This is a genomic window from Aquirufa regiilacus (genome assembly GCF_032470275.1).
Classification (GTDB): domain Bacteria; phylum Bacteroidota; class Bacteroidia; order Cytophagales; family Spirosomataceae; genus Aquirufa; species Aquirufa regiilacus.
Window position 1 is genome coordinate 66,548 of sequence record NZ_JAVNWW010000005.1, and the last position, 16,290, is coordinate 82,837.

Sequence of the window (16,290 nt, forward strand, 5' to 3'; positions counted from 1 at the left end):
CTAAAAATAAATAGCTGGGAATAAGGAAGGATCTGATTCCCGCATCATTTCATATACGGTATCAACAACATTTTCCACATTCGGTTTCGAGAAATAATCCCCATCCGAACTATATGCGGGACGGTGTGGACGCGCTGCCAAACAACGTGCTGGACTGTCCAACCACGTGAATGCACCTTGTTTATCCAAAACCTCTTGCATCATGTACGCAGATGCGCCTCCAGGCATATCTTCATCCGCAAATAAGACGCGATGTGTCTTTTGAATCGACGTTAAAATATGGTGAAAGCGATCAAATGGCAATAAGGTCTGCACATCAATTACTTCCACAGATATACCCATCTCCGCCAATGCCTCTGCTGCTTCCATGACAATCCGACACATCGAACCATAGGTTACAACCGTCAAATCATTCCCCTCTCGCAAGATTTCAGGAACGCCTAATGGCACAACAATCTCCTCTAAATTGGTTGGCATCGGTTCTTTCAAGCGATAACCATTCAAGCACTCCACGACTAAGCCCGGATCATCGCCGGCCAGTAAGGTGCGGTACATACCGGCAGCTTGCGTCATGTTTCGAGGCACACAAAAATGAACTCCGCGTAGACCATTCAACAAAACGGCCATCGGACTACCTGAATGCCAAATACCCTCCAAACGATGTCCACGCGTACGAACAATCATAGGCGCCTTTTGCCCACCCGCCGTGCGGTAATGCAAACACGCCCAATCGTCAGATAGAATGGCGAATGGATAGAATATGTAATCTAAATATTGAATCTCAACAATGGGACGCAAACCACGCATCGAAGCTCCTATCCCCTGCCCCACAATACTGATTTCACGAATACCCGTATCCGTTACTTTTAAGGGGCCAAACTTATCCTGTAAACCCGCTAAGGTTTGATTGACATCGCCAATCTTACCCACATCTTCTCCTAAGATAAATACACGCGGATCCTCTAAGAATTTGGCAAAGCTTTTGTTCAAAATCTCCCGACCATCGACTAGGCTAGGCTCTTTTTCATAAGTCGCCTTGACCTCTTGAATCAACAAAGGACTATCCTTTGACTCGCTCATTTGGTGAGAACTGAATCGGCGATGATTGCGCGCTTCTAACTCGGCCAACCACTTACGTAACAACTTAACAGCGGGCCCTTGGAAAAACCGGAACTCGCGCAAAGCCTTGCGACCTGCACGAACTAAATCGCTGAAAATTGGATATTGCAATTCATTTAATTCAGCCAAAATAGGTTCTAATAAACCTGGTTCATTGGTCGAATCATATAGATTTTTAGCAATGCGTAAAAATGACTTTTTATCTACTTCAATCGCAGCCATGTAAGCAGCAAAAGCTTCTTTCTGATACTTTCTGGCTAATATTGTCGACTCGTCATCTATGGCTTTCAACTCCTCCTCCGAAGCAAAACCTTTTGAAAGAATCCACGCATGAAAATGTAGATTGCAATCTGCTTCCTGTTCAAATTGCAGGCGATCAGCCGACTTATATCGCTCATGCGAACCCGATGCCGAATGGCCTTGCGGTTGCGTACATTCAATCACATGTACTAAACACGGCACCATTTCTTCCCGCGCTAGTTTAGCCGCTTTTTGATAGGCTGCAATCAATCCTGGATAATCCCAAGCTTTGACCTGGATAATCTCTAAACCTTTTTCCGTTTCCGTCCGCTGATATCCAGCTAAGGCCTTCGAAATTGATGATTTTGTCGTTTGGTATTCAATCGGAACCGAAATCCCATAACCATCATCCCAAACAGAGAAAACAATCGGCACTTGTAAAACGCCTGCCGCATTGATACACTCCAAATACATCCCTTCCGAGGTAGACGCATCTCCAATCGTTGTAAAACATACCTCTTGCCCACCCTTCGAAAATAGGGCCGCATGCTCAGCTAAATCTGTCCGTTCCCGGTATAATTTAGAGGCATAAGCAATGCCCAAAGCACGTGGAGCTTGGCCCGCAGTGGAAGATATTCCTGCAACAGAATTATAGCGGATCGTTTGATCCAACCATTCCCCTGAATCGTCCAACCAGCGTGTTGCGTGATGATTATTCATTTGCCGACCACCCGAATGAGGGTCGAATTGTATATCGGGATGCCCGTATAATTGGGCAAAATATTGTGGCCAAGTTAAATCACCGATCGCGACACCAATGGTTTGATCCCGGTAATAGCCTGAAACATAATCCCCTGCTTGCATCGAATTCGCTAATGCGAGTTGACACAATTCCTTACCATCCCCATAAATACCAAATTTTGCTCTTCCTGAAAATACTTCTTTGCGAACTAGCAAGCTACAGGCTCTACTTAAAGCAGCCAAGCGGTAATCATCTAACACCTTGGCAGGATCAAATGAAATGTCAGGATCTGAAAAGATATAATGCAAAGCCAACGGTTTCCTGGTAAATTTAACGTGTAAAAATACAACAAAATAAATTAGCCGAATAAAAGCAGCGCTATTTATTTCACAAAAAAACAGAGGCAATTCTTTTGCCGAATCTCCACATTGTTTTAGATTTGCTCAAGTAGTAAACCAAATAAATCATAACCATGAAGAAATTTTTAAGCGTGTTAGCGCTCATCATTGGATTCGCTTTCCAATCTAACGCTCAGGGTGCAATCAAATTCAAGTCGGAAAAACATGATTTCGGCAAAATCGTTGAAGGAACACAAGCTACTTATAGCTTTGAATTCACAAATACAGGAAAAACACCGGTAGTTATCTCGAATGTTCAACCTTCTTGTGGTTGTACTACGCCAGAATGGACTCGTGAGCCCATCATGCCAGGAAAAACAGGTAAGGTTACGGCTTCTTATAACTCAACAGGCCGACCAGGAAACTTTAATAAATCAATCACCGTCGTGAATAACGGAGAAGTTCAGCAAATCCAATTATTCATTCAAGGTACCGTTCAACCAAAAAAATAGGTTGGGATTTTGTTCATAAAAAAAGGGAGGTTCATCGAACCTCCCTTTTTTTTAGTCATGATTTAATAACGCTTTGTTTCGAAGTCCATTAATCCAAGATGCGATCTTCAATACATCCCCCGCAGGCACATGGCTCATCGGAGCCATCTCCGTGGCATAATCTGGCCAGTTCTGCGGATTCGGTTTATAAACTAACGCAAGAATCTGCTTATCCGTATAATTCCGTTTGGCGATATCGGCATAAGAGGGACCTACTACTTTCGCCTCTTTGGCATGGCACGCTAAACACGTATGCTTTTTCAATAAGGCCATCGCCTCCGCATCCGAAATCACCGTTGCTTTTTTAGTTGGCTTCACCGCAACGGCCTTCACCACCACCGCCTCCTCTAATCGATTTGTCGCTTGAACTGCTAATTTACTCCCTGCAGGAATCTGATTCAGCGTGTAATAAGCTGTTTCATGTAACAAGGGTTCACCTGCTTCGTTGCGAATGCCTTCCAACTTAAATTCATGGATAAAATACTGACGAAGTCCTTCGATCACCAGGCGCACCTTACGTTTGTCCGCTGAAACTTCTACCGCCGAAATCTTCAAATTCTTTAATTCAATGATTGGGCTTCCATATTGATGTTGGTATTTATAGATATACGAACGCAAAGCATAAGATGCGGCTTTTTTGACTGAAGCAACATCAACCGCTTGCGTAAAGTTGATTTCAAATCCATCTGATTTCGCCTGAATATCCTGAATTTCAAAAGGCATTTGACCGTTCCACAACAAACGCTGTAAACCGAATTCATCCTTGCCCGTTGATCCCCAGCCACGCGATGTCATCCCAACAAACATTGACCCATCCAAACCAAATCGCTCCCGTAAAATCCCCGACTGAAATCCTTCGCGGTAATTGATACAAAAGCCTTGATAAACGCCATTCACCTTTTCCAAGCCCATGCGCATCACCTTGGATTGACCTTGATCGGCTACGAAATATTGCCCAGGGAAAGGGCTGAATTTACCACGCGTTGTGTCTTGGATAATATCCGAAGTAGAAATCCCCATGATTGCATGTGGAAACCAAACTGCAGGTAGTTTTAAGTTCTTAACTTTTGCCGCAGCTTCGTACATGGGTGCACCATTATCCTGAATTTCCTCCAATGTCAATCGGAAAGGACTGTTAGGTTCTTTGGCCCATTTTAAGCCACCCGGATTACCCGCAAAATCACCCTTCGCCAAATGCGTCACACGGCCTGAGCCCACCCAGTCTCCTTGGTTTTCACCATAAAAAATATCCCCTTGATCATTGATGCTATAACCCGCCGGCGAACGCAATCCTGCTGCAAATGGCTCTAAAGTGCCATCTGGGTGGATTTTCACCAACCAGCCACGCCATTTGGCAAATTTACCTTCGCCAAATCCAACCCAAGCTAGATTGAGTGTCACCAACATATCTCCATTTTTATCAAAAACAGGGCCATATGTATACTCATGGTAATTACCTGAAATATCAAATTGGTAAATCGGCTCATATAAATCCGCCACCCCGTCACGATCTGTATCCGTAATCTTAGTTAACTCTCCGCGTTGTGAGCAGTAAAAGGCACCATCCCGATAAGCTAATCCGAGCACCTCGTGCATACCTGATGCAAAACGCTTGTAATGTACCTGATGATTGGTTTTTTGATACGGGTTTTCGATGATCCAAATCTCACCACGACGCGTACTCACGGCGATTCTGCCATCTGGCATGGTAGCCAAACCTCCTACCTCCAAATAAATTTCTTTGGGAATTGGTAGCGTCTTGATTTCGTAATAATCTTGTTCTGTTTTAAGCGCAGGTTTCTGAGCCAAAGCAAAAAACGAAAGAAGCAATAATGCGATTGTCATTTGTCTATTTTTCATCGGTTTACCAGATCAATTGATATGAAATTCCATTTCCTTGCACCGGAATGCGTTGTTGCTTCAAGCCTTGTTTGGGACTCAAAACGGCACCCGAACGGCCATCCCATTGCACAAAATAGGATTGCCCTTGCAGGCCGATTAATTTGGTGTTAATCGCTGAAATTCCGTGAAAACTATTTCCCAAAACAAGCTCGGCAGCAGATTGCATTGCACTTGCCGACTTAAACGACAAGGTTCTTTCTAACCCCGTTCCCGCTGCATTCGGACGGATATAATCCTCGATGGAGACATTTGCCGCAGGCCATTGGTACATGAAAATCGGTCGGCCATCTTTTAAGCGAAAACCCTTATAAACTAACTCCGTTGAATCCGCCTGTACTTGATGATCCATCACCAAAGGAAATTGACCATCCAAAGCAACTGTTACGCCCAAAGGCTCCGATGTCTGTGGCTCACCCCTGTCTTCCCACATTTGGGTTGCATTTAAGAACGGCCCACGCCAGACTTGAAGCATGGCTCCCTGTTTTAAATCGTATGAATAATGCATGCCTGAAGGATCGCCCACATGAATCACATGCGTCTTTTTCTTTCCCTGATGCATGGCAAATGAGCGCTGAAAAACGGGTTCTGCATTTGCTTTAACCTCAATCATGCCTACAGCTTCTGGATCTAATAAAGAAGTTCGGTCGTGCAAGGCAACGGGATGAGAACCGATTCGCTTCACAAATAAGCCCAAAGCCTGAGGCCCCCATGGAAAATCCTTCACATGAATAACTTCCAAACGGTGCTTACCAGCCGTCAATTGCGTTTGAGTTGATACCATTTCTGAATACCAGTGTGCGCCTTGATTCAATTCCTTGCCATCTACTTTGACAACACCTGACCCTGTCCAATACGATTGAAACTCATAGCTATCGGCTTCAGGAACATCTAATTCTGCTTGGTAATGAATTAAATAGTCGTTTTTATCCTGGATGACCTTGTAGGTCAATTTATCTAATTTCCCTGATTTGATGGGCTTTGCAGCTCCGATAATCGGCTCTGTGAATTTGCCTGTATAATAATCGTATGAAACCTGACCCATACGTACTGAAGGCTTGTCATATGTCTCATAGCGAATGTTTTTAAATGCCACCTGTGTATGATCCCCTTGTATTAAAATAGGTGCCGAGGCCACTTCTTGCAAGGATACAGCGCCGCGTGTAACGCCCAAAACTTCAATATTCTCGTGAATTAAAATGCCATTAAGCACAACTTTTTTGAATACGGCATTTTGGATTTTCTTACCATTCGAATCGAAACGAGGCGCTTGAAAATCGATTTCCATACTCTGCCACAAGCCGGGGGCTTTGGATGCATTCTGCATCGGCGCATAGCCTTCAAATCCTTCCTTCCCCTTGCCTCGCGCATCATCCCAGCGCTCATAAATACCTCCACAATCTCCGTAATTCAATTGTTTCTTGGTCCATGAATCCGCCAATTGAACTTCGTAACGTCCCTGTAAATAAACGCCCGAATTCCCTTTTTTAGGTAGCATGAAGTCAAACATCAAATGAATATCTCCATGTGAAAATGCGAAAGTCAAATCATCTGTTCGTTTGTATTTACCATTGCGAAGGGTGTTGACTAATACACCTTGGCCCGTTGCAACTTGCAAGGAGGTATCCGCATAAGCAGCCTGAACGGCGCCCTCGATGGTCCAATTGTTACTTGGATGCTGAAAAGCAGCCAAATCTTTGAGATTCACCTGTTGTTGGCCAAAACAAGTCCAAGACAACAGCGTGAGCAATAGTATGTTGCGCATAAGCTTAGTTAAATAGGTTCTTCAAGCAAATCTAACAAAATATTATGAACAATTTCATCGGCACAAACAGGATACTCGTAGCATATTTCCCAAGAATATTTTGCAAATTGTTTACTTCGAATCCAAATTCTTGAATTCATGGCTAAAACCAAATTACTTTCAAAGCCCATTTTGCTCCATTTATTATTTTGGGCTTGTTTATTGGCTTTGCCCATTTTATTAGGTCCTAGTTCTCAATCACAAAATCCGGAAGAGGTTCAACGCCATTTTCAATGGAATTTATTTTTCTTCGTATTTGGCCTGACAAACATTCCCATTTTTTACATTAATACGGAAATACTGATCCCAAAGGTGTTAAAGCGCTATAACATTTTAGCGTATTTAGCCCTCTTGGTCATCGGGTATTTTATTATAGTTGGCCTAAACGACCTAATTTTCGACCTATTATTCAAAGATTTATTACCTCCTCAACGACCGCGAGGGGGTGGAGGTGGCATGAAGCGCTTCACCTACTTACGGATCATTTTCCAATACCTTTTCATCATTGCGATCGGTATTAGTTATCGATTCCTTGCCGATAACCTGAAAGAACAAGAGGCAAAAAAGGAAGAAGAAAATGAACGACTAAAATCAGAGCTATCTTTTTTACGCTCGCAAATCAGTCCGCATTTCATGTTCAATGTCCTAAATAGTATTGTATCTCTTTCGCGCAGAAAACCTGAAAGTGTAGAACCTGTGGTAATCAAACTTTCCGAACTCATGCGCTACATGATTTATGAAACGAGCGATTCTAAGGTTGCCATCAGCAAAGAAGCCAATTACTTAGAATCCTACATAGAACTTCAGCGCATTCGTTTTGGGAATGATATTGACATTGACTTTACAACCGAAATATCGGGTGCTGCTGGAAATATAGAACCCATGTTGTTGATTCCGTTTGTTGAAAATGCCTTCAAGCATGGCGTAGGAATGATTGAAAAACCAAGCATAAGTATTCAATTGGTTGGCACGCCACAATACCTGCATTTTGTAGTCAAAAACAAGACAAGCAATCAAGCACAGGAGAAAAAGGATGAAAGTTCGGGCATTGGTTTAACGAATGTTCGTAGAAGACTGGAATTACTTTATCCTGAAAACCATGAACTTCAAATTAGCGAACATGCAAATACTTATGTCGCCGATTTAAGAATCAATCATAGCTAAAACGATGGAAACGAAAGATACATTCTCGGAAATTCCGAATACAATTTTAACCTGCATTGCCATCGATGATGAAAGTTTGGCCTTAGATTTGGTGGAAGATAACATCGCTAAAGTTCCCTTCTTAAAACTTGCGGCGCGGTGTCGCAATGCATTTGAAGCCATCGAATACCTACAAAACAACCCCGTTGATCTCATTTTCCTCGACATTCAAATGCCAGGCTTAACAGGCGTTCAGTTTTTGGAAGGCTTGACGCAAAAACCCATGGTTATTTTTGTTACCGCGTACCAACAATACGCGCTAGAAGGCTTCAACCTAGACGTGATTGACTACGTGCTAAAACCCATTTCCTTCGAACGGTTTTTGAAAGCGAGTCATAAAGCACTTGATTTCTACAAAAGCAAATTGGCCTTGCAGGGTGTATCTACTAAGCAGGATGCGAAGGTGGATTATATTTTCATACATGCCGATTACTCGTTGATGAAAATCATGCTCGAAGATATTTTGTACATCGAAGGCTTAAAAGATTACATCAAAATACATGTACGAAATCAAAAATATCCGATTGTTTGTCGGATGACCATGAAACTCATCAGTGAAAAATTACCTTCTGATGAATTTTTACGCATCCACAAATCTTTCATCGTTTCCTTGAAAAAAATCGAATCGATTCGAAATCAAAAGGTAAAAATTGGGGAAAATCACATCCCATTGAGCGACAGCTATTCAGAGCAATTTTACCAAACCATCGGCTATCAAAAAGAGTAATTACTTCAGTTTGTTTTTGCCAAAATGGTAATTGACACCTAACCAGGCACGCAACAGGCCCGTCTGTACCTTAGAATCTGTATAGGGCGTAAATTCAAAATTCAACCCTAAATGAGGTACGGAAGAAAAAGGATAGGCACGAACGCCTAAACTACCGTAATAGCCCTTCAATAAGGACGATTGATTAAACACATTAGACATCCAACCGATATTCACACCGCCACCCGTATAAAAAACGGCATCTTTGGTCTTGTAAACCGTTAGCATGGGTCCAAGTTCAGATGTAATCGCTGATGTCGCCGAATTCATTTGCATACGAACTTCCGCCCAGGCAATGTTTGTGGGATTCGACGAAACGGCCAACTGTGAATTAAACGGATAATAAGAAATGGATTGTGCTTTTGAAAGCTGTGTAAAAGTTAAAAATAGGCCTAAAAAGGCGATGGTATTTTTCATGTGACGTGTTTTTGATACAAATTTCGCTAGGATACCCAAGGGTCCTAACAAATTATGTAACTTTGAATTTTGGCAAATATACAATTATGTCCATTCTGAAAAAATTAGCAGGTGAAACTCTTTCATATGGTTTTAGTACCATCTTGGGACGATCCCTTAATTTTTTACTTGTTTTTGTGCACACATGGGCATTTCTCCCGGCTGAATTAGGCGTCAATGTAAAATTGTATGGCTACGTAGCTATCGCAAACATTATTTACACCTATGGCATGGAGACGGCTTATTTCCGCTTTGCCAAAGAAGCCCCTGAGAAATATTACCAATTAATCATGACGGCCATCATCGTCACAGCAGGCTGCTTCACCTTATTTTTATTTGTCTTTGCGGACCCCATCATGGTCCAATTGGGCTATCCAGGAAAGGGTATCTTTTTGAATTGGCTCGCATTCATTTTAGCCATAGATGCCATCACGGCAATCCCATTCGCAAGGCTTCGTTTAGAAAACAAAATCCGAACATTTGTTAAAGCAAAGATTGTTTCCATATTGATTAATGTGGGATTAAACCTCTTCTTTTTAATGTTATTAAAGCCCATGCAGGAGGGCGAAATACGCATAGAAGGACCAGGTTTTTTACGTGAATTGTATCGTCCGGAGATTGGTGCTGGGTATATTTTTCTTGCCAATTTAATAGCAAACGCAAGTTTGTTTTATTGGCTTTCGGCAGAATTCAAAGCGTTTCGTTGGCGCTGGGATTGGTCAGAATTCAAAGCGCTTTGGGTTTATGCCTATCCCATTATGTTCATGAGTTTAGCTGCGATGTTCAACTTAATGTTCGACCGATTGTTATTAGAATCATACCTACCTGCAGGATTTTATCCAGGCAAAAGCTCACAAGATGCGTTGGGAATCTATGGCAACTGCTATAAACTTTCCGTGTTTATGAGTTTAGCCATCCAAGCATTTAAATACTCCGCGGAACCCTTCTTTTTAGGTAAAAAAACAACAGAAAACAGCAAAGAGAATTTGGCATTAATCACCCATTGGTTTGTGATTGTATGTACCTTTTTATGGGTTGGCGTTTCCTGTAATTTATTTTGGATAAAGACGCTATTTTTACGGAGAGCTATTTATTGGGAGGGCATGAACATCGTCCCAGTATTATTATTGGCCAATCTATTTTTAGGCATTTATTACACGCAATCCGTTTGGTTTAAGCAGACAAACAAAACCTATTTTGGCACAATCATTACCTTGATTGGTTTGGCCGTTACGCTCGTTGGCAATATCCTCTTCATTCCATTCTATGGTTACATGGCATGCGCTTATGCATTTTTAGCATCTAGCATGGTGATGGCTGGATTGTGTTACGTCGGAGGTCAAAAATATTCGCCTACACCCTACCGCTGGAAAAGTGATTTATTTTATATCTTGTTGGGAGGAATCCTCATTTATGGAGCAAACGCATTAACGCATGTAAGCCCACTTCCGGAATTCATGAATCAGAATTTCGCGGTGCTTTGTTTATTAGGCTATTTACTCATCCGTGAATTTTCATGGAAATCAGGTAAGCCAAAATTGATCGATTAACATGAAGCAAGAATTGAAAACGCAATACCTACATCTCAAACTAAAAGTTAGTTTGATGGTTGCGCGCTTACAAGAAAATGCGGGCAAAATCAAAGAACTGGAAAGGTCAAATAGCGATTTACAAGCAAAGCTTGATGTCAAAACGCGCGAATTGCAAGAAGCACTTAGCCAATCAAAAGAATTGGAGAAAAGCTTTAAAAAATCAGATAAAATTGGTAAACTTGTAGTTAATACAGAAGACACAGAGGCAGCTAAAGCTGAACTGAAGAAAAAGTTAGACGAATATATAGTAAGTATAGATCATTGTATTGAGCAATTACGCAAACCATGAGTACTAAACTACCTTGCAACCTCCTTTTAGGCATACAAAATGTCGCATTAAAGGTTAGTGAACAGGAGGAGTCCTGTGTGCGGAAAGCAGCAAATTTGGTTAACCGCCTCGTAAAGTATTACGAGAAAGAGACAAATAGTTCAGATCCAAGTAAGATTATGGCCCTCGTGGCACTGGATTTAGCTATGTGTGGATTTAAATTCGAGACGGAAACCATATCACTAAACAACAATGTTCAATCGGAAAACGAGCAATTATTAGCGCTCGTAGATGAGTTTCAACTATAAATCCCCTTTCATTCAGTCGTTTTGGAGCCGATGTTCATAAACTAACAATTTATATGACCATTATATCCATTATTATTTCCATCGTTGCGGCAGCAGGTGGATTGTTTATTGGGAAGTCCTTTTCTTCCAAATCAACCAAAAACCACGAAGAAGAAGCCCAACGAAAAGCAGCAGAAATTCTTAAAAATGCTGAATTTGCAGCGGAAAACTTGAAAAAAGATCGCATGCTCGAAGCAAAGGAAAACTTCTTGCGTTTGCGTGGTGAATTCGAAGAAGAGACGCAAGCAAAGAAGGGAATCCTGATCGAAAACGAACAAAAATTACGCGAGAAAGAGCGCGTGTTGACGCAGCAACAAGAACAACAACGTATTGCGGACCAAGAGTTACAATCACAAAAACAAAGCATTCAATCGAAAGAGGAGAACTACCGCAAGAAATTCGAAGAGGTAGAAAAGAAACGTGAAGAGGCGGAGGCGATGCTCGCAACTCAAATCAATCAATTAGAGAAAATTGCCAATCTTTCAGCGGATGAAGCACGCCAACAATTAATCGATGCCTTGAAGGCGGAAGCAGAATCGAAAGCGAGTTCAATCGTAAAACAAGCCATTGAAGAAGCAAAATTAACCGCAACGAAAGAAGCTAAAAAAGTAGTCATTGAAACCATTCAACGTACTGCTGCTGAGAATGCCATTGAAAACTGTGTTTCTGTTTTCAACATCGAATCCGATGACATCAAGGGTAAGATTATTGGTCGGGAAGGACGTAACATCCGTGCGCTGGAAGCAGCCACAGGTGTGGAATTCATTGTCGATGATACGCCAGAAGCCATTATCATTTCAGGTTTCGATCCGGTTCGTCGGGAAATAGCTCGTTTATCGTTGCACCGTTTGGTACAGGATGGACGTATTCACCCAGCACGTATTGAGGAGGTTGTAAACAAGACGAAGAAGAACATCGACGACGAGATCATTGAGATCGGAGAGAAGACAGTGATCGACTTAGGCATTCACGGTTTACATCCTGAATTAATTAAGATGGTAGGACGTATGCGTTTCCGTTCATCTTATGGCCAAAACCTTTTGCAACACTCACGTGAAGTAGCGAAGCTTTGTGCAACGATGGCGGCTGAGTTAGGTTTAAATGCCAAGCTTGCGAAACGTGCTGGTTTACTTCATGATATTGGTAAAGTTTGGCATGAAGAACCTGAATTACCACACGCATTGTTGGGAATGGAATTAGCTCAAAAATACAAAGAGCATCCAGAGGTTTGTAACGCCATTGGAGCTCACCACGATGAGTGCGAAATGACTTCCATGATTTCACCTATCATCCAAGTGTGTGATGCAATCTCTGGCTCACGTCCAGGCGCGCGTCGCGAGATGATGGAATCGTACATGAAGCGTTTACGCGATTTGGAAGATTTAGCAACATCTTTCCAAGGCGTTCAAAAATGCTATGCGATTCAAGCAGGTCGTGAATTACGTATCTTGGTAGATTCAGAGCATGTTAGCGATGATAAAGCATCGAAGCTATCCTTTGATATCTCTCAAAAAATCGAGAAAGAAATGCAATATCCTGGCCAAATCAAAGTAACCGTTATCCGTGAAATGCGTGCGGTCAATTTTGCTAAATAAACTACTTGATAATTTTGAGTCAAGTAATAAACGATTAATTTGCTGACGCTGCCGGAATCATACCCCCGGCAGCGTTTATTTTTTATGGAACTTAGAATCCCACATACGAATGCCGATTGGAAGGCGTATTATGCCCTACGCTTCCGCGTATTGCGCGAACCTTGGAATCAACCCCTTGGATCGGAAATCCTTGCTGATGAACAAGATGCCATTCACATCATGGCCATAGAAAACGATACCGTTTTAGGGGTGGCACGTATGCACGAATCAGCGCCTAATCAAGGTCAAGTTCGTTGTGTGGCAGTGGCAACAGACCAACAAGGTAAAGGGGTAGGAAAAGCCATCATGCGCGCGCTAGAAGAGCAAGCACAGAAGAAAGCTTGGAATGAAATTGTATTAGAAGCACGTGAGAATGCAGTACCTTTTTATAAAAGCCTTGGCTATCACATTGAACAGGAATCCTATCTACTGTTCGGCGAAATCCAACATTACCGCATGAAAAAAGCGCTACCCCTTTCGGAATAGCGCTTCAATATTAATGCTTATGTTCTAGTCCCTGAGCACTCGGGATTTGATTAAATTCAATCCCGGAATTCTTCTCATCCTTGAATGCCTCCTTCGGCTTAATGTTCAGAATTTGAAACAACTCTTTGTCGGACTTCGCATCCGGATTAGGGGTTGTTAATAAGACATCCCCTGAGAAAATCGAATTAGCTCCTGCCATAAAGCAAAATGCTTGACCTTCGTAATTCAATTCCAGACGACCTGCTGACAAACGTACCGCAGATTTTGGCATCATGATACGGGCTGTAGCAATCACACGAACCAAATCCCAAACCGAAGCCGTTTGTTGGTTTTCAAAAGGAGTCCCTTCTACAGGCACCAAATTATTCACAGGCACCGAACCAGGATGTTCAGGCAAATTCGCCAAAGTTAACAACATTCCAATGCGGTCCGCGGCGCTTTCACCCATACCAATAATTCCGCCAGAACATACAGACAATTTAGCCTTACGTACATTCCCTAACGTTTCCAAACGGTCGTCATAGGTACGCGTTGAGATTACATCATCGTAATATTCCTCAGATGTATCGATGTTATGGTTGTAAGCATAAAGACCTGCGTCTTTCAACTTTTGCGCTTGATCTTCCGATAGCATTCCAAGTGTACAGCAAACTTCCATACCCAAAGAATTCACCCCTTTCACCATATCTAAAACACGATCAAAGTCTTTGTTATCACGCACTTCGCGCCATGCAGCACCCATGCAAAAACGGGAACTTCCATTATCCTTCGCACGAACCGCTGCTTGAATTACTTCTTCATAAGGTAGCAGTTTTTGAACCTTTACATTCGTATGGTAACGAGCCGCTTGCGAGCAATACGAACAATCCTCCGGACATCCACCTGTTTTGATTGATAATAAGGTACTAATTTGGACCTCATTCGGATCATGATAAGCACGGTGAACCGTAGCCGCCTGATAAACTAAATCTAAAAAAGGTTGGTTGAAAATCTTTTCAACCTCTTCGCGTGTCCAATTATTTCTAATCTCCATATCTATAATTACTATTCCAATTCCATCATAAACGGCATCAATGCCAAAAACCCTTCACGCTTCTTCATGCGATCTAATTCCCATATCGACTTTGTCCAAGGCATATTACTTTGCACAAAACGTGATTCCATCGAAGACTCAGAAAATGCGGTCGAAATCAATTCATCCAAGAATGACTTTGCCTTCGGATACACCGCAACTTTGTAGCTGGCTGGTGGCAATTTTGCTCGATCTGCCGCGATTTCAATCGCGCGATCCAAACCACCCAACTCATCCACTAATCCAATTTGTTTGGCTTGAACTCCTGTCCAAACCCGACCTCCAGCCAAAGATTGCAACTTTGCCAAAGACATTTTACGTCCTTGCGCTGCTTTCGATGTAAAAGATGCGTAGCCTTGATTAACCATGTTTTGAACAACTGATTTCTCGAAATCCGTCAGCGCACTTGCGGAAGTCATAAAATTAGAATGCGCATGCGTATTCACATGATCCTGTGTAATACCCAATTTATTCTTAAAGAAATTATCTAGGTTCAACCATTGCGCAAATATTCCGATAGAACCTGTAATCGTTGTGGGCTGCGCCACAATCACATCCGTGCCCATCGCCATGTAATATCCACCCGAAGCGGCATAGTCCGACATGGAAGTGATAACAGGTTTCACTTTCTTCGTTAATTCAATCTCGCGCCACATAATATCAGACGCCAAAGAGGATCCACCCGGGGAATCGATACGCAATACAATCGCCTTCACTGACTTATTCTCTCGAAGTTTCTTCAACTCCTTGATAAAATCATCTGAACCGATACTGCCATCCCCGCCTTTTGTCCCCACAATTTCACCCTCAGCAACAAGTACAGCAATCTTATTATTTCCCTCAACAGATGGAATTGGATTTTTGGCATGCAGATAATCTCCTAGGCGTACATATTTTAACTCATCAGAGACTTTTTTGCCCGTCAAAGACTTCAATTTCGCCTCAAATTCATCCAAATAACCTAATTTGACCATGCCCAAACGTTCCGCATTTTTTGGATCAAAGGCCTGCAAACTATCGGCAATTGTATTCAGCTTCGCAGCTGAAATACCCCGACTCTCTGAAATTTTTTGAAAAAGCTCTTTGTTGATTGACTGAATAAAAGACAAAGTCTGCATTTTATTTTCGGGGCTCATATCCTCCCGAATAAATGGTTCCACCGCAGATTTGAACTGACCTACGCGGAAAACCAATGGTTCAATTTCAAGCTTATCAAATGCTTTTTTGAAAAACATGTATTGAACACTTACGCCATTAAAGTCCAAAAGACCCGCTGGATTAAGGTAAACGACATCTGCGACTGAGGCGACGAAATAACCCTTCTCGGAATAAGAATTCGCATAAGCATAGACAAATTTTCCCGACTTCTTAAATTTCGCTAGGGCATTGCGCACCTCGGTCAATTTAGCATAACCGGCCATCGGAAAACTAACATCTAGGTAAACTCCTTTGATGTTCGAATCCACGCGCGCGCGCTCTAAAGCTGATAAAACCTGAATAAGACCCAACTTATCTGTACTCGAAAAGAAAGGATTCGGTAAATCATCCAAAGGATTATCCTCCGTAGAAGCATTTTCTAAGAAAGGGCGATTCAGGTCCAGGTGTAGAATAGACTGCTCTTTAACCACATACTCCTTTTCGTCTCCACCCATCGAGGCGCCTACGCCGGCAAGTAACAATAAAGCAAACACAAAAAATAAGCAAATGCCTACTAGGGTTGCCAACGAATATTTAACAAATTGCCACATAGCTATTAGTTTAGTTGATGCGAAG

At 42.2% G+C, this 16,290-nt stretch carries 14 protein-coding genes; 8 read left to right on the plus strand and 6 right to left on the minus strand.

The genetic code is table 11. The features are described 5' to 3' along the window. Positions 1-2,409 carry an alpha-ketoacid dehydrogenase subunit alpha/beta gene (locus PQG45_RS09930; RefSeq protein ID WP_315576990.1) on the minus strand — a complete coding sequence of 803 codons (2,409 nt, stop codon included), beginning with the start codon at positions 2,407-2,409 and terminating at the stop codon, positions 1-3. Between the two features lie 164 nt (positions 2,410-2,573). On the opposite strand from PQG45_RS09930, the gene PQG45_RS09935 reads away from it, so the two are divergent. Next, positions 2,574-2,951, plus strand: a complete 378-nt coding sequence (locus tag PQG45_RS09935; protein ID WP_315576989.1) for a DUF1573 domain-containing protein — start codon at positions 2,574-2,576, stop codon at positions 2,949-2,951. 51 nt (positions 2,952-3,002) lie between these two features. Here PQG45_RS09935 and PQG45_RS09940 read toward each other — a convergent pair whose 3' ends face one another. Both PQG45_RS09940 and PQG45_RS09945 read right to left on the minus strand, forming a co-directional pair. Then, entirely contained in the window at positions 3,003-4,850 is a 1,848-nt protein-coding gene (locus tag PQG45_RS09940; RefSeq protein ID WP_316070802.1) for a hypothetical protein, read from the minus strand. Positions 4,851-4,854: 4 nt separating this feature from the next. After that, on the minus strand, positions 4,855-6,654 hold the full coding sequence (locus tag PQG45_RS09945; RefSeq protein WP_316070803.1) for a family 16 glycoside hydrolase: 1,800 nt from the start codon (positions 6,652-6,654) through the stop codon (positions 4,855-4,857). A gap of 138 nt (positions 6,655-6,792) precedes the next feature. Between PQG45_RS09945 and PQG45_RS09950 the strand changes: the two genes are divergently transcribed. Further along, positions 6,793-7,857, plus strand: coding sequence for a sensor histidine kinase (locus PQG45_RS09950; protein WP_315576986.1), 1,065 nt, complete (start codon positions 6,793-6,795; stop codon positions 7,855-7,857). 4 nt (positions 7,858-7,861) lie between these two features. Continuing rightward, positions 7,862-8,623, plus strand: coding sequence for a LytR/AlgR family response regulator transcription factor (locus PQG45_RS09955; RefSeq protein WP_315576985.1), 762 nt, complete (start codon positions 7,862-7,864; stop codon positions 8,621-8,623). On the opposite strand, the gene PQG45_RS09960 is transcribed toward PQG45_RS09955, so the two are convergent. Then, positions 8,624-9,079: a hypothetical protein gene (locus PQG45_RS09960; protein ID WP_315576984.1), complete on the minus strand. Its 456-nt coding sequence runs from the start codon at positions 9,077-9,079 to the stop codon at positions 8,624-8,626. Between the two features lie 86 nt (positions 9,080-9,165). Here PQG45_RS09960 and PQG45_RS09965 point away from each other — a divergent pair, with 86 nt between their 5' ends. The 5 genes from PQG45_RS09965 to PQG45_RS09985 all read left to right on the plus strand — a co-directional run bounded on the left by PQG45_RS09965 (position 9,166) and on the right by PQG45_RS09985 (position 13,445). Next, on the plus strand, positions 9,166-10,668 hold the full coding sequence (locus PQG45_RS09965; RefSeq protein WP_315576982.1) for a lipopolysaccharide biosynthesis protein: 1,503 nt from the start codon (positions 9,166-9,168) through the stop codon (positions 10,666-10,668). A 1-nt stretch (position 10,669) separates the two neighbouring features. Beyond that, the gene (locus PQG45_RS09970; protein WP_315576980.1) at positions 10,670-10,999 is read left to right on the plus strand and encodes a hypothetical protein; all 330 of its coding nucleotides are present in this window, start codon (positions 10,670-10,672) and stop codon (positions 10,997-10,999) included. Beyond that, positions 10,996-11,286, plus strand: a complete 291-nt coding sequence (locus PQG45_RS09975; protein WP_315576979.1) for a cell division protein ZapA — start codon at positions 10,996-10,998, stop codon at positions 11,284-11,286. The genes PQG45_RS09970 and PQG45_RS09975 overlap by 4 nt, the downstream gene beginning before the upstream one ends. 53 nt (positions 11,287-11,339) lie before the next feature. Beyond that, on the plus strand, positions 11,340-12,920 hold the full coding sequence (gene rny / locus PQG45_RS09980; RefSeq protein ID WP_315576977.1) for a ribonuclease Y: 1,581 nt from the start codon (positions 11,340-11,342) through the stop codon (positions 12,918-12,920). A gap of 84 nt (positions 12,921-13,004) precedes the next feature. Further along, positions 13,005-13,445 carry a GNAT family N-acetyltransferase gene (locus PQG45_RS09985; RefSeq protein WP_315576975.1) on the plus strand — a complete coding sequence of 147 codons (441 nt, stop codon included), beginning with the start codon at positions 13,005-13,007 and terminating at the stop codon, positions 13,443-13,445. A 10-nt stretch (positions 13,446-13,455) separates the two neighbouring features. Here the strand turns inward: PQG45_RS09985 and bioB are convergent, their stop codons facing one another. Together bioB and sppA are read right to left on the minus strand one after the other, a co-directional pair. After that, on the minus strand, positions 13,456-14,478 hold the full coding sequence (bioB, locus tag PQG45_RS09990) for a biotin synthase BioB (protein WP_315576973.1): 1,023 nt from the start codon (positions 14,476-14,478) through the stop codon (positions 13,456-13,458). A gap of 11 nt (positions 14,479-14,489) precedes the next feature. Beyond that, complete coding sequence (sppA, locus tag PQG45_RS09995; RefSeq protein WP_315576971.1) at positions 14,490-16,265, minus strand: signal peptide peptidase SppA; 1,776 nt, start codon at positions 16,263-16,265, stop codon at positions 14,490-14,492. Between the last annotated feature and the right edge of the window lie 25 nt (positions 16,266-16,290).